Annotated in this window: 23 protein-coding genes; 15 read left to right on the top strand and 8 right to left on the bottom strand. The window is 67.0% G+C overall.

Features of this window, described 5'->3' with window-relative positions:
- Window positions 1-310 precede the first annotated feature (310 nt).
- Window positions 311-601, top strand: a complete 291-nt coding sequence (locus DXK32_RS22790) for a YkgJ family cysteine cluster protein (protein WP_114860601.1) — start codon at window positions 311-313, stop codon at window positions 599-601.
- On the opposite strand, the gene DXK32_RS22785 is transcribed toward DXK32_RS22790, so the two are convergent.
- Window positions 573-1373: a hypothetical protein gene (locus tag DXK32_RS22785; protein WP_114860600.1), complete on the bottom strand. Its 801-nt coding sequence runs from the start codon at window positions 1371-1373 to the stop codon at window positions 573-575. The two genes, DXK32_RS22790 and DXK32_RS22785, sit on opposite strands and share 29 nt — an antisense overlap.
- A 93-nt stretch (window positions 1374-1466) precedes the next feature.
- Here DXK32_RS22785 and DXK32_RS22780 point away from each other — a divergent pair, with 93 nt between their 5' ends.
- From DXK32_RS22780 to DXK32_RS22740, 9 genes are all read left to right on the top strand, one after another.
- Entirely contained in the window at window positions 1467-2237 is a 771-nt protein-coding gene (locus DXK32_RS22780; RefSeq protein ID WP_114860599.1) for an SDR family oxidoreductase, read from the top strand.
- 401 nt (window positions 2238-2638) lie between these two features.
- Window positions 2639-4621 (top strand): excinuclease ABC subunit UvrC, encoded by a 1983-nt coding sequence (uvrC, locus tag DXK32_RS22775; RefSeq protein WP_114860598.1) that lies wholly within the window; start codon window positions 2639-2641, stop codon window positions 4619-4621.
- Between the two features lie 48 nt (window positions 4622-4669).
- Window positions 4670-5281 (top strand): CDP-diacylglycerol--glycerol-3-phosphate 3-phosphatidyltransferase, encoded by a 612-nt coding sequence (gene pgsA, locus DXK32_RS22770; RefSeq protein WP_114860597.1) that lies wholly within the window; start codon window positions 4670-4672, stop codon window positions 5279-5281.
- Between the two features lie 162 nt (window positions 5282-5443).
- A complete protein-coding gene (mobB, locus tag DXK32_RS22765; protein ID WP_114860596.1) occupies window positions 5444-5971 on the top strand; it encodes a molybdopterin-guanine dinucleotide biosynthesis protein B in 528 nt (175 codons plus the stop codon).
- A 30-nt stretch (window positions 5972-6001) separates the two neighbouring features.
- Window positions 6002-7255 (top strand): molybdopterin molybdotransferase MoeA, encoded by a 1254-nt coding sequence (gene moeA / locus DXK32_RS22760; RefSeq protein ID WP_114860595.1) that lies wholly within the window; start codon window positions 6002-6004, stop codon window positions 7253-7255.
- Entirely contained in the window at window positions 7255-7506 is a 252-nt protein-coding gene (gene moaD, locus DXK32_RS22755; RefSeq protein ID WP_038527886.1) for a molybdopterin converting factor subunit 1, read from the top strand. Before moeA ends, moaD begins: the two co-directional genes overlap by 1 nt.
- Before the next feature lie 30 nt (window positions 7507-7536).
- Window positions 7537-7995: a molybdopterin synthase catalytic subunit MoaE gene (gene moaE, locus DXK32_RS22750; protein WP_114860594.1), complete on the top strand. Its 459-nt coding sequence runs from the start codon at window positions 7537-7539 to the stop codon at window positions 7993-7995.
- 89 nt (window positions 7996-8084) lie between these two features.
- A complete protein-coding gene (locus tag DXK32_RS22745) occupies window positions 8085-8765 on the top strand; it encodes a hypothetical protein (RefSeq protein ID WP_114860593.1) in 681 nt (226 codons plus the stop codon).
- Window positions 8766-8839: 74 nt separating this feature from the next.
- Window positions 8840-9475 carry a LysE family translocator gene (locus DXK32_RS22740; protein ID WP_103039056.1) on the top strand — a complete coding sequence of 212 codons (636 nt, stop codon included), beginning with the start codon at window positions 8840-8842 and terminating at the stop codon, window positions 9473-9475.
- A 72-nt stretch (window positions 9476-9547) separates the two neighbouring features.
- Here the strand turns inward: DXK32_RS22740 and DXK32_RS22735 are convergent, their stop codons facing one another.
- Window positions 9548-10702, bottom strand: a complete 1155-nt coding sequence (locus DXK32_RS22735) for an alpha/beta hydrolase (protein WP_114860592.1) — start codon at window positions 10700-10702, stop codon at window positions 9548-9550.
- A 221-nt stretch (window positions 10703-10923) separates the two neighbouring features.
- Between DXK32_RS22735 and DXK32_RS22730 the strand changes: the two genes are divergently transcribed.
- Complete coding sequence (locus tag DXK32_RS22730) at window positions 10924-11394, top strand: hypothetical protein (RefSeq protein WP_114860591.1); 471 nt, start codon at window positions 10924-10926, stop codon at window positions 11392-11394.
- Here DXK32_RS22730 and DXK32_RS22725 read toward each other — a convergent pair.
- On the bottom strand, window positions 11372-11947 hold the full coding sequence (locus DXK32_RS22725) for a GNAT family N-acetyltransferase (RefSeq protein ID WP_114860590.1): 576 nt from the start codon (window positions 11945-11947) through the stop codon (window positions 11372-11374). The genes DXK32_RS22730 and DXK32_RS22725 overlap by 23 nt on opposite strands.
- Before the next feature lie 291 nt (window positions 11948-12238).
- Between DXK32_RS22725 and DXK32_RS32765 the strand changes: the two genes are divergently transcribed.
- Window positions 12239-12409: a hypothetical protein gene (locus tag DXK32_RS32765; protein ID WP_205215806.1), complete on the top strand. Its 171-nt coding sequence runs from the start codon at window positions 12239-12241 to the stop codon at window positions 12407-12409.
- 110 nt (window positions 12410-12519) lie between these two features.
- Here the strand turns inward: DXK32_RS32765 and DXK32_RS22720 are convergent, their stop codons facing one another.
- Both DXK32_RS22720 and rpoH read right to left on the bottom strand, forming a co-directional pair.
- Window positions 12520-13866, bottom strand: a complete 1347-nt coding sequence (locus DXK32_RS22720) for a globin-coupled sensor protein (RefSeq protein ID WP_114860589.1) — start codon at window positions 13864-13866, stop codon at window positions 12520-12522.
- Between the two features lie 246 nt (window positions 13867-14112).
- Window positions 14113-15003 (bottom strand): RNA polymerase sigma factor RpoH, encoded by an 891-nt coding sequence (rpoH, locus tag DXK32_RS22715; RefSeq protein ID WP_114860588.1) that lies wholly within the window; start codon window positions 15001-15003, stop codon window positions 14113-14115.
- 510 nt (window positions 15004-15513) lie between these two features.
- Here rpoH and DXK32_RS22710 point away from each other — a divergent pair.
- Window positions 15514-16038, top strand: coding sequence for a GNAT family N-acetyltransferase (locus tag DXK32_RS22710; protein WP_114860587.1), 525 nt, complete (start codon window positions 15514-15516; stop codon window positions 16036-16038).
- A 92-nt stretch (window positions 16039-16130) separates the two neighbouring features.
- Here DXK32_RS22710 and DXK32_RS22705 read toward each other — a convergent pair whose 3' ends face one another.
- Both DXK32_RS22705 and DXK32_RS22700 read right to left on the bottom strand, forming a co-directional pair.
- On the bottom strand, window positions 16131-16541 hold the full coding sequence (locus tag DXK32_RS22705; protein ID WP_114860586.1) for a MucR family transcriptional regulator: 411 nt from the start codon (window positions 16539-16541) through the stop codon (window positions 16131-16133).
- Between the two features lie 68 nt (window positions 16542-16609).
- On the bottom strand, window positions 16610-16936 hold the full coding sequence (locus DXK32_RS22700) for an HU family DNA-binding protein (protein WP_257722223.1): 327 nt from the start codon (window positions 16934-16936) through the stop codon (window positions 16610-16612).
- Between the two features lie 331 nt (window positions 16937-17267).
- Between DXK32_RS22700 and DXK32_RS22695 the strand changes: the two genes are divergently transcribed.
- On the top strand, window positions 17268-18257 hold the full coding sequence (locus DXK32_RS22695) for a TerC family protein (protein WP_114860585.1): 990 nt from the start codon (window positions 17268-17270) through the stop codon (window positions 18255-18257).
- Between the two features lie 20 nt (window positions 18258-18277).
- On the opposite strand, the gene DXK32_RS22690 is transcribed toward DXK32_RS22695, so the two are convergent.
- A complete protein-coding gene (locus DXK32_RS22690) occupies window positions 18278-18745 on the bottom strand; it encodes a hypothetical protein (RefSeq protein WP_114860584.1) in 468 nt (155 codons plus the stop codon).
- Window positions 18746-18892: 147 nt separating this feature from the next.
- On the opposite strand from DXK32_RS22690, the gene DXK32_RS22685 reads away from it, so the two are divergent.
- Window positions 18893-20023: a polysaccharide pyruvyl transferase family protein gene (locus tag DXK32_RS22685; protein ID WP_114860583.1), complete on the top strand. Its 1131-nt coding sequence runs from the start codon at window positions 18893-18895 to the stop codon at window positions 20021-20023.
- Window positions 20024-20048 lie beyond the last annotated feature (25 nt).

The following is a 20048-nucleotide window of genomic DNA, read 5'->3' as shown; positions in this document are numbered from 1 at the left end:
CGTGGGAGAGTAGGTCGCCGCCAGGTCACCACGGCACACGCCACGCCATCCAAGGGCTTGGACGGACACGGTTTCCCAAACACTTGACAATCGGCTTCATGAACGACAGAGCCGGTGCTTCTCTCCATGGGAAGCGCCGGCTTTTCGTTGTCTTTGGGGTTTCAAAGATGTCGACGCGGGCCCCCTCCCTAACCCACCACCGCTCTTGGCGGACCAGAGGTCCGCCTGCCGCGTCAGCGCAAACCTTCGGTTTGCGCGAGAGCTTCGCAGGGGAGGGGACAGGGAGGGCGGGGAAGAATGGGGAAATGCCATGCCGACGGACGCTGACGTGCCGGATTGCGAAAGCTGCGGGGCCTGTTGCGCCTATTCCTGGGAATGGCCGACCTTCATCGGTGATTGGGATGGTGACGGGATCATGGAACATCTGAAGGAGGACGGGCGCATGCGGTGCAATGGCAACCGCTGCGCCGCCCTGATGGGAACCCTCGGCGAGTCCGTCTTCTGCAGCGTCTATGAGCACCGCCCGCTGGTGTGCCGTGAATTCACGGCGGGAAGCGATGCCTGTCACACCGTCAGGTCCCAGTTGGGGCTGCAAGATTGAACCAAGCGCCGACCCGGTGACGCAAGCTGCGCCGACGGTCCTCCTCCGGGGCTGGCGCGATGTCCCAATCCCAGGCGCGGTCCGGATGAGGAAGATCGAGCCCCCACAGGGAGTTCTCGCGCTCCTGCACCGCGCCATTCTCCAGCCAGAGGCTCTCCACATCGGTGAAGAGAGCGGCCTGCTCAGCGACACGGGGCAGCCAGGAGCGATGAGTCCACGCCAGGGCTCGGGCGAAGCGCTCCCGCTCCGCTCCCGGCGTGTTCGGCGCCTTGCGGTCGATGGCGTCCAGGGGCAGGAGGGGGAGTTGCGACAGGAGATTGCAGGACACGGCGAAAGCGAACCGCTCCCCCGGCAGGTCGGGCGGCGACGGTGAGGGAAGCGGCGAGCCGTCGGCGAGGGCGACATCCAGGGGCGCCAGCGCACCGGTGACGTCGAGCGTGAGCAGATGGACGTTGGGATGGCGCCGCGCCTGCCGGCGTGCGGAACGGGTGTGAACCATGTCGATCAGCACCACCTCGCCGAATCGCTCGGCGAGCAGCGGCAACGGAATCTCGATCAGCAAGCCGGACCCTGCCACCAGCGCCCGCCCGCCCCGCGGCGCCCGCTCCGCGGCCTCCTGGACGAAGCGCCGGCAGGCCTCGACGTGGGGAGCCCAGGCCCGCCGCTGGCGCCGGTGACGCGCGCCGAGGGCTACCGCTTCCGCCAGATAGCCGTAACGGCGGGCCAGCGGCGGGCAGGGTGTCGTCAGATACTCGAAGGCTTCCCTCAGCATGGCCGCATCCGTTCCGCGCGTCTTTTGCCGGTCCGGAGCCTGACCCGAAGGGAACCCCTTGACCGGAACGGGTGGCAGGGTACCTATGGCGGCATGGTGGAGATCAAGAGGAAAGCGGCCCTGGTCACCGGGGCGGGAAAGCGGATCGGACGCGCCATCGCGCTCGACCTCGCGGCGCGTGGCTGGCGCGTGGGGGTGCATTTCGGGCATTCCCGCAGCGAGGCCGACGCGGTGGTGACGCAGATCGTCGGACAGGGCGGCGTCGCCGTGGCGCTTCAAGCCGACCTGGAGCGCGAGCTGGACGCGCAGGCGCTTGTGCCCGAAGCCGTCGAGCGCCTTGGCACGCTGTCGCTTCTGGTCAACAACGCTTCCCGTTTCGAGCGGGACGAGGTGGGGGATGTGACCCGCGAGTCCTGGGACCGCCACATGGAGGCCAACCTCCGTGCCCCCTTCGTGTTGAGCCAAGCCTTCGCCGCCCAGGTGCCGGCAGACGTGGAGGGGCTGATCGTCAACATGATCGATCAGCGGGTGTGGAACCTAACCCCCCACTTCATCTCTTACACCCTGTCGAAGGCCGGCCTGTGGACGCTGACCCAGACGCTCGCCATGGCGCTCGCTCCGTGCATCCGGGTCAACGCGATCGGGCCGGGCCCGACATTGAAGAACGTCCGTCAGACAGAGGAGGAGTTCGCCGCCCAGCGCGACGCGACTCCGCTCAGGCGCGGCCCTTCGCCCGAGGAGATCTGCGCGGCCCTGCGCTTCCTGATCGACGCGCCGTCGGTCACCGGTCAGATGGTCGCGCTGGACGGCGGCGAGCATTTGGGGTGGGCGCAGCCGTCCCTGGGGTTCGTGCCGACGGAATAGGCGGTCCGGCCGGGATGCGCAACGCCGTTCCGCAGCCAGTGCCTCGGCTGGTCGGACAGGCCGGCAGAAGGACCGCGCGTTGTACACATCCGCCCCAGTTGGCGCAAGGGGCTGTTTGCACGATCCGGAAATTTCGCGACGCAGCGCCAAAGTGCCAAGTTGACTCGGGGTGTCTTCAGCAAAAACAAAGATTTAGCTTAAATGCCTAAATTTTGTGCATAGCTTTGGAATCCCTTGGGGCGCCTTGGTTCCGTTGGGGTAACCCGTAGGTTATCGACACACTTATCCACAGGAGTCGTGGATATCCCGATGAGTGACCGCCAATGGGGTGAGTCGTTCGTCTTAACCATTCAGGGCAGGGGGAGGTTGACCCATTCCCCGCACCCGACGACATTCGAGACATGGCCGACACCACAGACACCCCCACCGAGCTTGTTCTTCCGGAAACGGACGGCGCCGACACCGACGCTGCTGATCTTCAGGGCGCGGATGCCCAAGGCGGGAACGCCGCTCAACGCCCGCGACGGCGCCCCGCCGATCTCGCCCGGGGGGCGGAGGTCATCCGCGACCATCTGAAGACCCTGCCGCAGACGCCCGGCGTCTACCGCATGCTGGCGGGCGACGGGGCCGTGCTCTATGTCGGCAAGGCCAAGAACCTGAAGCGGCGGGTGTTCAACTACACCCAGGTCAACCGCCTGCCCGTGCGGCTGCAGCGCATGGTGTCGGAAACGGAGACCATGGAGTTCGTCACGACCCACACCGAGGTCGAGGCGCTGCTCCTCGAATCGAACCTGATCAAGCGGCTGATGCCGCGCTACAACGTGCTGCTGCGGGACGACAAGACCTTCCCGCACATCATGATCACCAAGGATCACGACTATCCGCAGCTGACCAAGCACCGGGGCGCGCGGTCGCGCGACGCCGACTATTTCGGCCCCTTCGCCTCGGCGGGGGCGGTCAACCGGACGATCACCGCGCTCCAGCGCGCCTTCCTGCTGCGCAACTGCGCCGACACGGTGTTCGCCGCGCGCACGCGGCCCTGCCTGCAGTACCAGATCAAGCGCTGCACCGCGCCCTGCGTGGAGCGGGTCAGCCCGGCGGAGTATCAGGCCCAGGTCGATCAGGCCCGCGCCTTCCTGTCCGGCAAGAGCCGGGACATCCAGACGGAGTTCGTCGCGGAGATGACCAAGGCGGCGGAGAATCTCGACTATGAGACCGCCGCGCGCTACCGCGACCGCATCCGGGCGCTGACCGCGGTGCAGGCGCACCAGGACATCAACGTCGAGGGGGTGGTCGAGGACGCCGACGTGATCGCCGCCTACGCCGAGGGCGGGATGACCTGCGTGCAGGTGTTCTTCTTCCGCGGCGGGCGCAACTACGGCAACCGCGCCTATTTCCCCAGCCACGACAAGAGCGCCGAGACCCCGGAGGTGCTGGCCGCCTTCATCGCCCAGTTCTACGAGAACAAGGCGGCGCCCGGCCTCGTCCTGGTCAGCCACGATCTGCCGGAGCAGGAGCTGCTGACCGAGGCCCTGGCGCTGCGCGCCGGCCATCGGGTGGAGCTGGCCGCGCCCAAGCGGGGCGACAAGCGGCGCATCGTCGAGCACGCCCTGACCAACGCGCGCGAGGCCCATGGGCGGCGGCTGGCCGAAAGCTCGTCGCAGGCGCGGCTGCTCGACGGGGTGGCGTCGGTCTTCGGGCTGGACGGCCCGCCGCAGCGCATCGAGGTTTACGACAACTCTCACGTCCAGGGCGCCCACGCCATCGGCGCGATGATCGTCGCCGGGCCGGAGGGCTTCATCAAGAACGCCTACCGCAAGTTCAACATCAAGACCGAGGGCGCCGCCGGCGACGACTTCGCGATGATGCGCGAGGTGATGGCCCGCCGCTTCGGCCGGGCGGTCAAGGAGGACCCGGAGCGGACGCAAGGCACCTGGCCCGATCTGGTGCTGATCGACGGCGGCGTCGGGCAGCTCAACATGGCGCTGGGCGTGCTGGCCGATCTGGGGATCGACGACGTGACGCTGGTCGGCATCGCCAAGGGGCCGGACCGCGACGCCGGGCGGGAGCGCTTCTTCATGCCCGACCGTGCGCCGTTCCAGCTGGAAATGCGCGACCCGGTGCTCTATTTCCTGCAACGGCTGCGGGACGAGGCGCACCGCTTCGCCATCGGCACCCATCGGGCGAAGCGCACCAAGGCGTTGGGGAAATCGATGATCGACGAGATTCCCGGAATCGGACCCAGCCGGAAGAAGGCCCTGCTTCACCATTTCGGCAGCGCCGTCGCCGTCTCCCGCGCCGGACTGGCGGATTTGGAGTCGGTCGAAGGGATCAGCAAAACAGTGGCGAAAAAGATATACGATCATTTCCATTCAGACGGTTAGAATGACGCCGCCCGCCGCGCGTTTCCCCCGATTCCAGAGTTGCGACCGATGCTGACCAGCCTGCCGAACCTGCTCACCCTGTCGCGCATCGCGGTGATTCCCGTGGTGGTCGGGCTGTTCTACGTGCCGGAGGCGTGGGCCGCCTACACGGCCTGCGCGCTGTTCGCTGCGGCCTGCATCACCGACTGGTTCGACGGCTATCTGGCCCGCGCCTGGGAGCAGGAAAGCGTCATCGGCAAGTTCCTGGACCCCATCGCGGACAAGCTGCTGGTCGCCGCGACCTTGATCATGCTGGTCGCCTTCGCCCGGCTGTCCGGGCTGTCGGTGCTGGCGGCCGTGGTCATCCTGCTGCGCGAGGTCCTGGTGTCCGGCCTGCGGGAGTATCTGGCCGGGCTGAACGTCGGGGTTCCGGTCACCTGGATGGCCAAGTGGAAGACGACGATCCAGATGGTGGCGATCGGCTTCCTGATCGTCGGCGACTACGGCCCGGTCCACATTCCGGTCACGCTGATCGGCACGCTGGGCCTGTGGGTGGCGGCGATCCTCACCTTCGTTACCGGTTGGGATTACATGCGCGCCGGGCTGAAGCACATGATGGCCCATCAGCCGGCCAAGCCGCAAAAGGGCGCCCCGGGCAATCCGGCCCGCACGCCGGGCTGAAACGCGTTTCCTGCGGTCCGCTTTGGAGCGGTCTGTTTTTCCGGCACATGGCAGAGCGGGCGGCCATTCCGGTTTGTCCGTTCGCATGCCCGTGTGTTTCTGCTATGTGACCGTGGAACGCCCGCGCAGCGATGGGCGGCAAGGCGGAGGATAGGGGCTTCCATGAAGATGTTCGGCCTGACGGGGTGGAGCGGCAGCGGCAAGACGACGCTGATCGTTCGCCTGATCCCGGCGCTGATCCGGCGCGGCCTGACCGTTTCGACCATGAAGCACGCGCACAAGGGCTTCGACATCGATCATCGCGGCAAGGACAGCCACAACCACCGCGAGGCCGGCGCCACGGAGGTTCTGGTCAGCTCGCCCCGCCGCTGGGCGCTGATGCATGAGATCCGGGACGACGAGCCGGAGCTGTCCCTGGCGGAACTGCTGCCGAAGATGTCGCCGGTCGATCTGCTGCTGATCGAGGGGTTCAAGCGCGAGCCGCACGAGAAGATCGAGGTGTGGCGCGCCTCGGTGGGCAAGCCGCTGATCGCGCTGGACGATCCGAGCATCGTCGCGATCGCCAGCGACGGGCCGGTGCCGGACGCCAAGGTGCCCGTCTTCGACCTGGGCGACGAGGAGGGCATCGCCGCCTTCATCATTGCGCGTTGCGCGCTGGACCGCTGTGGGGCGACAGGGCAGGCTGTCTGAGACGGCGGTGTGCGGGGGTGGAGTGGGGCGATGGCTCAGCTTAGCGACGATTGCTTCGCCTTCGGCGGGGAGATGATGGCGGTGGACCGGGCGCTGGAGCTTCTCTCCGACCGCCTCCACCCCGTCACGGAGAGCCGCCGGATCGGTCTTGCCGACGCCCTTGGTCATGCGCTGGCCGAGGATGTCGTTGCCCCGTTCGACGTGCCGCCGCACGACAATTCGGCGGTGGACGGCTACGCGGTCTTTTTCGACGACCTGACTCCCGACGCGGCCACACGGTTGCCGGTCACGGCGCGCGTCGCCGCCGGCCATGCGCTGGACCGTCCGGGACGGCGAGGCGAGGCGGTGCGCATCTTCACCGGTGCGCCGATGCCCGAGGGCTTCGACACCGTGCTGATGCAGGAGGACTGCAAGGCGGAAGCAGGCTCTGTCACCATTCCTCCCGGCATCCGGCGCGGCGCCAACCGCCGCCGCGCCGGGGAGGATATGACGCGGGGCAGCACCGTCCTGACCGCCGGCCGCCGGCTGCGGGCGGAGGACATTGGCCTGCTCGCCTCGCTGGGGCGGCGGGAGGTGACGGTGCGCACCGCCCTGCGTGTCGCCGTCTTCTCCACCGGGGACGAGGTGCGGGAGCCGGGCGTGCCGCTGGAGCCGGGCTGCATCTACGACGCCAACCGCTTTGCCCTGATCGCCGCGCTGCGCCAGCTCGGTTGCCGCGTGACCGATCTCGGCATCCTGCCCGACCGGCTCGACGCCGTTCGCGGCGCGTTGGACGAGGCGGCGGGGACGCACGACGTTCTCATCACCTCGGGCGGCATGTCCACCGGGGAGGAGGACCACGTCAAGGCGGCGGTGGAAGCGTTGGGCGGCCTGCATTTCTGGCGGCTGGCGATCAAGCCAGGGCGCCCGGTGGCTTTGGGGACGGCAAAGGGTGCCGTTTTTGTTGGCCTGCCGGGCAACCCGGTGGCGGTGATGGTCACCTTCCTGCGCATCGCCCGCCCGATCCTGCTCCGGCTGATGGGGGCGGCGGACGAGGCGCCGGCCTTGTTCCCGCTGCGCGCCGGCTTTACCTACAAGAAGAAGGCGGGGCGGCGCGAGTATGTGCGGGCCACGCTCGCCCGCGCCGCCGACGGGGTTTTGACCGCGGTCAAGCACCCGCGCGACGGAGCCGGCATCCTGTCGTCGATGGTCGAGTCCGACGGGCTCGTCGAACTGCCGGAAGAGATCACCCGCGTCGAGCCGGGGATGATCGTGGATTTCCTGCCTTTCAGTGAGGTTCGGTGATGAAGATCCTCTATTTCGCCTGGCTGCGCACCAAGATCGGCGTGGCGACCGAGACGGTGGACCTGCCGGCGGAGGTCCGGGACGTAGGCGCCCTGGTGGCGTGGCTGAAGACCCGCAGCCCGAAGCACGCCGACGCGCTCGCCAACAGCACGGTGGTCAAGGTCGCGGTGAACCAGGAGCATGTGCCCTACGACCACCCGGTCGGCCCCGGCGATGAGGTGGCCCTGTTCCCGCCGGTGACCGGCGGCTGAGAGGAAGGGCGTGAGGAAGGACGTGTTGCCGTGACGGTGAAGGTGCAGAGCGAGGACTTCGACGTCGGCGCGGAACTGGCCGCGATGACCGGCGGCAAGACCGGCATCGGCGGGGTGACCCTGTTCGTCGGGCTGGTCCGCGACATGGCCGGCGGCGAGTCCGTCAGCGCCATGACGCTGGAGCATTATCCCGGCATGACCGAGCGGCAGTTGGAGGCGATCGAGGCGGAGGCGCGAGAGCGCTGGCCGCTGGACGACGCGCTGATCATTCACCGCTATGGGCGGCTGGAGCCGGGCGACCAGATCGTGCTGGTCGCCACCGCCAGCGCCCACCGCGAGGCGGCCTTCGAAAGCTGCCACTTTTTGATCGACTGGCTCAAGACCAAGGCGCCCTTCTGGAAGATGGAGGCCACCCCGGAGGGCGAGCGCTGGGTGGAGGCCAAGGAATCCGACGACACCGCGGCGGCCCGCTGGACGAAACCGGCGTGAGGTGAGAGGCAGGGCACAGACGGCGCCCTCCTCGGGGTGATTGGATCCGCTCCCGCGCCAGGCTGTGCGCGTGTGCGGAGTATCCGATCATGCGAACCCGGTTCCTGCTCACCGGACTGGTGGCCCTGTCGCTGGGCATGGTCCTGTCGTGCCCGGTTCAAGGAAAGGAGCGGCAAACGGCGGAACGGGTTCTGACCGACCCCGTCAGTGGCTGCCGCGTCCGCGATCCTGACCCCAGCCGGGGGAAGTCCGTCCGCTGGACCGGCGCCTGCCGCAACGGTTTCGCCCATGGTGCCGGTGTTCTTGAAACGTTCAATGGCGCGGATCCCATCGACTGGACCGAAGCGGTCTTCGTCGATGGCCGGGCCGAGGGGGCGGGACGCAGCGGGCGCGAGGATGGGACGATCTTCCAGGGCCGTTTCCGGCATGGCCTCGCCAGCGGTCCGGGAACGCTGACCCTGCCGGACGGTCACCGCTACGTCGGCGGATTCGCGTTCGGGCGCCCGACCGGGCAGGGGGAGTTCATCGCCTCCATGGGGTTGCGCTACCGTGCGCGGGTCGATCGCGACGGGCGGGTGTGGCCCGGCGCGCCTCTCGGCTCGAAGGCGGCCGAGCCCATCCAGTCGGCCGAGCGGCCGGAACCACGGGGCAGGGCGGCGCCGGGCAGCCTGGAGGAGTGGCTGCGCACACCGCCGTGGGACTACAGCGATCCGGCTGGCCGCGATCCGACTGCCCGCGATCTGGCGCCGAGCGATGCGAACCGGCGTTGAGCAGCTTTGCGCAGGCGGCGTTTGCCAGACGCGCCGCTCCGTGGTGACATCCGGGACCCCTTCGGAAGACGGCGATGAACTGGCAGACCCTCGGATTCTTCTTCGCGACGGCCTTCGTGCTGTCGATGACTCCCGGCCCCAACATGCTGCTGGCGATGAGCCTCGGCCTGCGCTACGGCGTCCGTCGCGCGGCCTGGGGCGGGCTGGGCATGTGCGTGGCGCTGACGACGATGGCCACCCTCTCGGTGCTCGGCCTCGGCGCCCTGCTGGCGGCGTCGGAGCCGGCCTTCCAGGCGGTGAAGTGGGCGGGTGTGGCTTATCTGACCTGGCTCGGCATCGCCGCGTGGCGGGCGCCGGTGCCGGACGGTTCGCCGCGCGTCGGCGCCGCCGCCGCGGCGGAGGAAGCCCCGGCCCATCGCCTGTTCCTGCGCGGGCTGCTGGTCGCCTTCAGCAACCCGAAGGCTCTGGTCTTCATGGCCGCCCTGTTCCCGCAGTTCATCGATCCGGCGACCCCGCTGATGCCGCAGCTCGTGGCGCTGGTGGCGATCATGGTGGTGATCGAGTTCGGCTGGATCATGGCCTACGCCACCGGGGGCAACAGCATCGGAGCCCGGCTGACCAGCGGGTCCGCGGCCCGGACGCTCAACCGCCTGACCGGCGGTCTGATGATCGGCGCCGGCGGGCTGCTGGCGCTCGCCCGCCGCCTGTGATCGTCAACCGCCTGTGATCGTCCACCGCCTGTGATCGCCCGCCGCCTGTGATCGCCCGCCGTTTGTGATTGCTCAGTCCATCCGGCGGAGGGTCGTCTCCAGACGGCCCTTGCCGGACCGGTCCAGCCAGGTGGCGGACAGGCGTCCGTCCGTCCGGACGCTGTAGCGCAGCACGTTGCGCCCCTTCTCGTCGAACACCAGCTCGTCGTTCTCGATGCGGCCCTTGCGCTGGGCGCGCTCCATCGGCTGGTCGGCCTCCATGCCCGGCCCCAGCACATAGTCGGCGTAGACGGCGTCACCGTCGACCCGGTCCACCGCCAGCGCGATCTCCCGCCCGTTGATGTAGGCGCCGTACCAGACGCCGAGGAAGGAGCGGGCGCCGGTGCCCGCCGGAGAGGAGGTGCCGCTGCCGGTGCGCGGCTCCGGCGCCGCGGCCCGCATCAGCTCCGCGCTTGGCGTGCGGCCCCAGGATTCGTCGCAGGACGGGTCGCCCCGGCGCGGCGGCGCTTCGGCGAAGCGCAGAATGCAGGACCCGAAGCGCCGGACGAACATGCCGGTCGTCGCGGCGCCATGGCCGGTCAGCAGCGCCGGCTGATCGACCACGATGTGGTCGAGCCCGCGCGAGGACAGGATGCCGCGCGCCGACTCCCCGCGTCCGCCCGGGTCGAAATCGTCACCATGGAAGAAGAACAGCATCACCCGCGCGCTGTGGATGCCGCGCAGGATCGGCCAGAGCTGCGCCGCGTTGTCACGGAAGCTGTCGTAGGAGTCGGAGAAGTTGCCGAAGGCCGCGGGGGCGGTGCCGACGACGGCGTCCACCCGGTCGCTCTGCCCGGCGGCCATCAGCGAGATGAAGGCGCCGAAGGACTGGCCGGTCAACACGACTTTGCGGTAGCCACGGTCCTTCAACTGGTCGGCGTAGCCCGCCAGCGCGCGGGAGCTGTTCGGCAGCGTGTCGCTGACCCGCATGCGGTCCAGACGGAACACGTCCCACCCGGCGTCCCGCATGGTCTTCATGTAGAGCGGGGTGGGGGCGTTCGAATCCTCGACCTCCACGGACCGGCCGTGGCTCCACACCACCGCGCCGCGGGCCATGGTCGGACCGAGCAGGGCGCCGTCGCCATAGGCCGGGTTCAGGTGAATCTGGGCCGCCGCCGTCTGCGCCGTACCGAGCATTGCCAACGCCGCCACCAATCCGAGCAGCGCCTGTCCGACTGTCCGCCTCATCCTTCCACGCTCCTGTCTGCGGGCGTGGCAAGGGTCCCGGAATATGGTTAACCCGACCTTTCCATCGGGCCGGGCCGGCTTTTGTCACGAAGCATTGTCACAGCCCTCATCGGTGCGGGGCCCTGCGTCAGAAGGTCCATCGATTGCAAATGCGAATGACTCGCAAATCGGAGGCGGATCGTCTAAGGTCGGTTCCGTCACTTCAGTCGGGAGGGGTCAACATGTGCGATTCGGTGGGCGAGGGGCGGCTGTCCCCCTGGACGGTGTCCGATCTGACGACGGCGGAGCGCGCGCTTCTGACCGGCTTCCGGCAATGGTTCCGTCACGGCACCGCGGGCGCGATGGCCGCCATGCGGGCCAGCTTCGGCGTGGCCGGCGTGCCGTCGTCGGTTCTGCTGCCTCTGTTCGCCTTGCTGGGCACCTTCGCCGTGACCAACGCCGGGCGGCCGGCGTTCCGCTGCCCGACCTGCTCGCGGGTCGGAATGGACGAGATGGCGGTGCTGGACGCTCTGGCCGCCATGCAGGCCGGGGAAGGCGACGTGACAACCCAGGTGTTCGACCGCTGGCTTCCTCTGGTCGCCCTGACCATGGCCACGGATTCGGCGCGGGAACTGGCGGACATCCTGGACGGCGCGCGCATCCGTCTGCCGCGGCGCCGCCCGGCCCGGCTCATAGCGCTGGCGGCGGAATGACCGGCGCGAAGCCGGCTCCGGTCCGCCAAGCCGTCTGCCGGAACAGCGGCTTGCGCATGATCCACTGATCGATGGGCACCTGGACCAGCTCGCCGGCCGGGGTGCGGTAGGAATAGCGCCCCCGTTCGGTGCCGCGCAGCTCGTAACCCAACCGCTCGTAGAAGGCGAGGACCCCGGCGTTGTCCCGGTCCACGCCCAGTTCCGCTTCCGAACAGCCGTGGTCGAGCGCGGTGTTTTCGGCGGCGGCCATCAGCCGCGTGGCGATGCCCCGGTTGCGGAAAGGCTGGAACACCCGCAACGCCCACAGCGTGGCGCGGCGCAAATGCCGTTTGCGTTGGAAGTCGATGCAGATCTGGCCGGCGGGAAAGCCGTTGATCTCCGCCACCAGAAGGGCGCCGCTCCCGCGCTCCTGGGCACGGAAGGCCGTGGCGAGGATTTCCCGGTGTGGCGTGTGCAGCCCGAACCATTCGAGATCCGGCAGGTCGGTCCGGCTGGCCGGGCGAATTGCGACGGGCAGGCTGATGGCATCCTGCGACGCGGTGGCGGCGTCCATTCCTCCTCCGGGCTTCAAACCATGTGAGGGAATGAACGGGCCGGCGCTGGCCGCGTTCCCCGTGCCCGATGAAAGTCTTACCGGGCAGAAACCAGCCGACGAACGGTGCCAGAGGAAAAGACATGGTACATTGCGCACGTAAGCGTGTTGTTTTTCTGAAACAAACAACCTTTAGGCTATGACGATAAGCCTTGTTGACGAAATACGGCGTATCTTGATAAGCCTCTAAACGAAATAGGGCGCAAAGGTGCCTGTACGGTGACGGCGCCCGGACGCAGGGGAGGGCGTGTGATGATCAAGATTGTCAACCTGGGGCGTACCGGCCTTTTCGTGGCGATGCAGAATGGGGCTCTGACCACCATCGGCGGTCGCAGTCATTGGCGGTCGCTCGATGATATCCGTTCGGCCGCCAACGCGGCGAAGATCAAGATCAGCGATTCGGTTCTCCGCACGGTGCTCTGACCGCAGCCCGCGCCTCTGCCATCCCAACAGCAGGCCGATCACTCGTTCAGGCGGAGACTCTCGGACCGGCGGCACCGGATCGGGCCGCCGGTCACGATCCATTCCTGCAATCAGCCGGCCCGAACCCGCGCCAGGAAGCGGTCGACCTCCGCTCGCAGATTGTTCGAGTGGACGGACAGCTCGTTCGTCGCGGACAGGACGCTGCGCGCTTCCGACCCCGTGTCCGACGCCGAGGCGTTGACGCGCACGATGGTTTCGCTGACCTCGCGGGTGCCGATCGACGCCTGCTGAACGTTGCGGGCGATCTCGGTGGTGGCGGCGCCCTGCTCCTCCATGGCTGAGGCGATGGAGGTCGAGATATCGTTGATCCGCGCGATGGTTCCCGAAATCGAGCGGATGGCGAGAACGGCGTCCTGTGTCGCCCCCTGGACCGCGCCGATCTGCGCGTTGATCTCCTCCGTCGCCTTGGCGGTCTGGTTGGCGAGGCTCTTCACCTCCGACGCCACGACGGCGAAGCCCTTGCCGGCCTCGCCGGCACGGGCGGCCTCGATGGTCGCGTTCAGCGCCAGCAGGTTGGTCTGGCTGGCGATGTCGTGGATCAGCTTCACCACCTGACCGATGCGGCTGGCGGCATCGGCCAGGCCTTGCACGGTGGTGTTGGTGCGCTCAGCCTGCGACATCGCCTCTCCGGCGATGGCCGCCGACTGGGTTACTTGGTGGCTGATTTCGCCGATGGAGGCCGTCAGCTCTTCCGCCGCCGCGGCGACCGTCTGGATGTTGACGGAGGCTTCCTCGGCCGCCGCGGCGACCTGGGTGGACTGCACGCTGGTTTCCTCGGCGGTGCGGCTCATGTTCTGGGCGGTGCCCTGAAGCTGCTGCGCGGCGGACGCCACCGCCTGCACCACGCTCTTCACCTCGCGTTCGAACGAGTCGGCGGTGGTTCCCAGTTCACGCGAGATGATCGCGGCGGTGTTCAGGTCGACATAGACGGAGGTCGCCAGATCCATGTCGAGGAAGACCGCCCTGTTGATCGCCTGCATGAGCTGGGCGAGCTTCTCCGGCTTCTTGCGGTAGACTTGATAGGCGAGGTCGATCAGCTTGTTGAGGGTGAAGCAATAGGCGCCCGTGTACCAGCGCGGCTCCAGACCGATGCGCTGGTGGGCCTGTCCGATCTTCAGAACCTGCGCCATGTAGGCGTCGTCGAAGGTGCCGGTGAAGACGTTCTTCAGCCAATGCTGCTTCTGCATGTCGCGCGCCCGGCTGACCACCGTTGGATCGGCGAGCAGCGCCGCAACCTGCGGGACCGAGCGCAGATAGCCGTAGAAATCCTCAAGAACCTGGTCGATGCGCTGGGCGAGGTAGGGTTGGAATTCCCGAAGGACGGCCTTTGTGGGTTCGTCGATTCGCAAGAAGGAGATACGGTCAAGAATGGACTGCGTCTGGGCAGAATGCGACATGGATCGACTTCCCCACGAAAAAAGGACCGCTTCAGATTAGCGCAATTTGTTTTTAATGCAAAGTAACTAACCTGCGGGCGGCACTATGGAGGGTTACGATGGGTGTGAAAACCGGCAGAGTTGTCGCAGGCCCAACAATTCACCGGGCTTTAACGAAATAGAAAACCGGCGGAGCCGTTTGGCATCCGCCGGTATGTAATGAGGCAATCTGGACGTCGACTGTTCGTCTACATCAGGCAGCTATAATCAGGCGGCCATATGGGCCGGCGCGCGGCGCAGCGCCTGGGCGGCGCTGAGAACGGCCTTCTGCAGCTTCTCGAAAGCCCGCACCTCGATCTGGCGCACCCGCTCGCGGGACACGCAGAACTGCTGGCTCAACGACTCCAGGGTGGACGGGTCCTCCTTCAGGCGGCGCTCGAACAGGATGCGGCGTTCACGGTCGTCCAGCCGTTCCAGGGCCTGTCCAACCAGCCGGCGGCGCAGCGCCAGTTCGTCGGCGTCGGCGATCACGCTTTCCTGCGTCGGGCGGTCATCCGCCAGGAGTTCCAGCCAGTTGGTCTCGCCGTCGCTGGACAGCGCGGCGTCGAGCGAGCTGTCGTTGGAGGAGAGGCGGCGATTCATCTCGATCACCTCCTGCTCCGGCACGTCCAGCTCGGTCGCGATGGCTGTGACGGTGGCGGGGGACAGGTCGCCCTGCTCCAGCTCCTGCATCTGGCTCTTCAGGCGGCGCAGGTTGAAGAACAGCTTTTTCTGGGCGGCGGTCGTGCCCATCTTCACCAGCGACCAGCTGTGCAGGATGTATTCCTGGATCGAGGCGCGAATCCACCAGGTGGCGTAGGTCGCGAAACGGAAGCCGCGTTCCGGATCGAACTTCTGGGCGGCCTGCATCAGGCCCACGTTGCCTTCGGCGACGAGGTCGGGCAGCGGAAGGCCGTAGCCGCCGAAACCGCGGGCAATCTTGATGACCAGCCGCAGATGGCTTCCCACCAGACGTTCCAGCGCATGGCCGTTCCCGCGGTCGCGCCAGGCGACGGCGAGCTCGCGCTCTTCGTCGGGGGCCAGGATGGGGAACCGCTTCGACTCCTCGACATAACGGGTCAGGCTGGCGTTTTCACCAGTCAGGAGTTTCTTGAGCACACCGGCCTCCTCTCTCCAACGCTCCACCGTCTCTTGCCGTGGAACCCTTTCGATGGCCGTTCGCAGACGCCCACCGTTTCGGCATTTTTTTTCTGGGGGATTTGCCGAAATTATCCGGGAACACGTCAATCAGACATTGATACTGTGCCGCCACCTCCAAGTCGGATCAAGCCTTGAAACGGCGGTGCAGCAATATTTTTTGGCGTATGTCCGGACTATTCGGTCCTTATGAATGCCGAAAAGATCGGGAGAACTTTTGGAAGATTGGCGAAAAGATGACGGTTTCCGTTTGGAGATAAGGCCGATGCGGTTCTCTCCGCTTTGTCATCATTCGGCCAGCCGCCTTTATCTTCTGCATAAGCTCTGGCCATACAGGCTAAGGGCGCGCGCTGCTTGGCATATGACGTTCCTCAGGGGGCGTGGTGAAGCCCACCTCCGCCGCGGCGACGCCGGTGTTCTCCCAGGTTGCGGACGTGCTATTCCAGGTCCGAACAAGGCGAGAGGCGATCCATGCACATCCGCGACAGCCGCCCGGACGATCTGCCGCGCATCCAGGCGATCTACACCCACCATGTCCTGACCGGCACGGCGAGCTTCGAAGAGGTTCCCCCCGGCCTGGACGAGCTTGCCCGCCGACGGGACGACGTGCTGGCCCGGGGTATGCCCTATGTCGTTGCGGAGATGGACGGGCGGGTCATAGGATACGCCTATGCGGGCCCCTACCGGCTGCGCACCGCCTACCGTTACAGCGTTGAGGACTCGATTTATCTCGACCCGGACGGCATGGGCCGCGGCGCCGGGCGGGCCTTGCTCGCGACGGTGATCGAGCGTTGCACGGCGGCGGGGTGCCGCCAGATGATCGCGGTGATCGGCGACAGCGGCAACGCGGCGTCCATCGGCTTGCACCGAAGCCTGGGGTTCGACTCAGCGGGTGTGCTGAAAGCGGTCGGCTTCAAGTTCGGGCGCTGGGTGGACAGTGTGCTGATGCAGCGGCAACTCGGTCACGGCGAAGCGACGCTGCCCGACGATCGTTGACGACGTCCTATCCCGGCCCTCCGTCGGCGAAGCCAGAACGAAAAAAGGCGCATCCTTGAAGGATGCGCCCGCCGATGGGGGTGGGGCAGGGGTCAGTCCTGCGCGACCCGCTTGCGGCCCAGGCCGAGCTTCGTGGCCATTTCCGACCGGGCCTTGGCGTAGTTCGGGGCGACCATCGGATACTCCGCCGGCAGATTCCATTTGGCGCGGTAGTCGTCCGGGGACATGTCGTAGACGGTCTTGAGATGCCGCTTCAGCATCTTCAGCTTCTTTCCGTCCTCCAGGCAAATGATGTATTCCGGGGTCACCGACTTCTTGATCGGCACCGCCGGAACCAGCTCGGCCTTGGCCGGCGCGGCCTTGTCCTCGCCCAGGCCGTTGAAGGCCGCCTGCACGTTGAGGATCAGCGCCGGCAGGTCGGCGACCGGCACCGTGTTGTTGCCGACATAGGCCGCAACGACCTTGGCGGTCAGGGCCTGCAATTCCGATGCTTCGATGGTCATGGCCGCGTTCAGCTCCGTTCCCCTGTGAGTCGGCCGATTTGAATCGGCCTTGGATTGGGCGATGTCGATCAGACGTTCACCACGTCGCGCAATTGCTTGGCCGGCTTGAAACGCGGCGCTTTGGACGCGGCGATCTGCACCGCCTCGCCGGTGCGCGGGTTTCGCCCTTCGCGGGCGGCGCGCTCGGCAACCTCGAAAATACCGAACCCGGCGAGACGCACCTCCTCGCCGCGGGCGAGCGCCGAGGAAATGCCTTCGAACACCGACTGGACGACCTTCGCCGCATCGGATTTACGAATGCCGGCGTTGGTCGCGATGGTCTCGATGAGTTCGGCTTGGTTCATGCGAAACTCCTGGTGCCTTCGCGCGTGTGGATTTTCCCGTGTTCTTGGCAGATCGAATCCATCGGCACAAGAGCGATGGCCGGAAAGGCAACCCTAAGTGTTTCATCAATCATGAGTTCTTGCGTTCACTGTGGCCTGGATGCATCAAAAGGACGGCCCTGTGCGGCGCAACGGTGCCGTATCGCCGGCAAAGGCCGGCAAAGGATGGATGTCCTCCGCGGAAAGTTGATCGACTCGCGGGATGTGGATCTTGAACGGACTATGGGCGACACCATTTGCGTGGCGTTCGGGTCCGGGCCCCTCTGACGGCTGAGGCGTCAGCCGTGATGTCGGATACCGCTTGAATTCACTGCAGACGCAGCGCAATCAAGTGGGTCTTGTTATGGATTCCCTTATCGCACCCGTCTTTCTCGATTTCATGGGAAAGCCGGTGTGGGTCTGGTTGACCTTCGTCGGCCTCGTCCTGGCCTTGCTGGCCTTCGACCTCGGCATCCTCAACCGCCGCGACCGTGAGATCGGCGTCAGGGAAAGTCTTCGTCTTTCCGCCTTCTACATCGCGGTTGCCTTGCTCTTCGGCGGCTGGGTCTGGTGGTCGATGGGCGACACCGCGGCGGCCCAGTACTACACGGGCTTCTTCATCGAGAAGAGTCTGTCGCTCGACAACGTCTTCGTCATATCGCTGATTTTCACCTACTTCGCGGTCCCGCGGGCCTACCAGCACCGCGTGCTGTTCTGGGGCATCCTGGGCGTGATCGTGATGCGCGGCCTGATGATCGCCGCCGGGGCCGCGCTGGTCAGTGAGTTCCATTGGGTGCTCTACGTCTTCGGCGCCTTCCTGCTGATCACCGGCGTGAAGATGCTGTTCGCCGTGGACAAGGAGCCGGACCTCGCCGGCAACCCGGCGCTGCGCTTCCTGAACCGGCACCTGCGGATCACCGACGGCTTCCGCGGCCAGAAGTTCTTCGTGCGCGAGAAGGGGCCGGACGGGCGGACCGCGCTCCATGCCACGCCGCTGTTCCTGGCGTTGATGATGGTCGAGTTCGCCGACCTGATCTTCGCGGTGGACAGCGTCCCGGCCATCTTCGCCATCACCACCGACCCCTACATCATTTACACCAGCAACATCTTCGCCATCCTCGGTTTGCGCGCGCTCTACTTCGCGCTGGCGGCGATGGTCCACCGCTTCCGTTACCTGAAATACGCGCTGGCGCTGGTGTTGGTCTTCATTGGCGGCAAAATCTTCTACACGCAGGTCTTCGGCAAGCCGGACCCGCTGATCTCGCTGGGTGTAACGCTGACCCTGATCGCGGGCGGCGTGGTGGTCTCGCTTCTCAAGACGCGCAGCGAGGGCAGGCGGCTGCCGGCGGAGTGAGGCCGGACAAAAGACTGCAGTCAACCGGTGAAGCCCAAACGCTTCAGGGCGGCGATGCTTTCCTTCGCGCTGGTGTGGAGGATGAAGTCACCGCCCGCCTGCGTCCAGGGATCGCGAGCCTTTTCGCGGTCATCCACCAGAACCGTGCCCGGCCCGCCGTGCCGGTGTTTGTCGCGGGCCATGCAGGTGATGACCCGCACATGGGGACCCAGCATATGGGCGACCCAGCGCCGCTTCTGCTCCGGCGCCCAGGAGCCGAGCGGCAGGCCGGTCAGGATGGTCGGGGCGTAAGGTTCGCAGAATCGCCAGAGATCCTGCGCGTCGTGCATGAACTCCAGCGTTCCGAAAAAGTCGGGATGGCGGGACAGTTCCCGCCACATGACCTTCATCGGGATCGCCTCCGGGCGTTTGCCGGTGACCGCCTTCACGCCGCGGTCGAAATCGGCCAGAACGCCGTCGAGGTCGAGAAACAGCTTGGGTCTTGGCATCGTCGTCCTTGAGTTGCCCGTCCAACCCCGGCGTCCAACGCCGGGCGGCCAGAACCGAAGAATACCGGCCCCACGGAACCTTCGCCAGCCGGTCGGGTTGCACCCGAAGGCATAGGCGCACGGCTTCGGTGCCGCGGGGGGTTACGGATGACGGTCATAGGAATCTCAGGGTCTTACGGCGGCCTGAATCTGGGAGACGAGGCGATCCTCACCTCGGCCATCGAGCAGTTGCGCACGGCCGTGCCGGGGGTGGAGGTGGTCGTCTTCTCGCGCAACGCCGCCCACACCCGCGAGAACCACGCGGTGGACCGCGTCCTGAATCCGCGGGAAGCCATGAAGGACGAGATCACCCCGGAGGTCGAGCGGCTCGACCTGTTGCTCCTGGGCGGCGGCGGCATCCTCTACGACAGCGAGGCGCAGACCTACCTGCGCGAGGTCACCATCGCGCAGCGGCTGGGGGTGCCGACCTACACCTTCGCCATCGGCGTCGGTCCGCTGAAGGATCGCGTGGAGCGCGACGCGGTGCGCGAGGGACTCGACCGCATGACCGGCATCACCGTCCGCGAACCGAGCGCCAAGCGGCTGATCGAGGAGATCGGCGTGCAGGTTCCCGTGACGGTCACCGCCGATCCGGCGCTGCTGCTGAAGCCGGAGCCCTTCACCGAGGAGATGCTGGCCGAGGCCGGAATCCCGCGCGGCCGGCCGCTGGTCGGTCTGTCGGTGCGCGAACAGGGCGCCGCCGCGCCGGAACTCACCGACGCCGCCTATCATCAACTCCTGGCGGAAGCGGCGGACTACATCGTGCAGCGCTTCGGCGCCGACGTGGTGTTCGTGCCGATGGAGCGCGCCGACGTGCGCGAGGCGCACCGCGTCATGGGCCGCATGGCGGTGTCGGAGCGCGCCCATCTGCTGCAATACCGCTACACGCCGCGCCAGATCATCGGGTTGATGGATCACTTTGAAATGGCGGTGGGAATGCGCCTGCATTTCCTGATCTTCGCCGCGATCACCGGCACGCCGCTGATCGCGCTGCCCTACGCCTCCAAGGTGTCGGATTTCCTGTCCTCGGTGGGGCTGGAGCCGCGGGCGACCGTGTCCCACACCACCGCCGGGACCTTCCTCGCCGACCTCGACCGTCTGTGGGACCACCGCGCGGAGCAGAAGGGACTGCTGCGCGACCGGATCCCCGTGCTGATGGAGCGCGCCCGCGAAACGGCGCCGCTCGCCCTGCGGACGGTGGCCCCGCGCGCCGAACCGGCGGTGGAGCCGGCGGAGTGATGGCCGGCGGAACGACGAAAGGAGC

Source organism: Azospirillum brasilense, assembly GCF_003349955.1.
Lineage (GTDB): Bacteria > Pseudomonadota > Alphaproteobacteria > Azospirillales > Azospirillaceae > Azospirillum > Azospirillum brasilense_B.
Note: the sequence above shows the minus strand (reverse complement) of the source record. Positions and strands in the feature narration are given on the sequence as shown.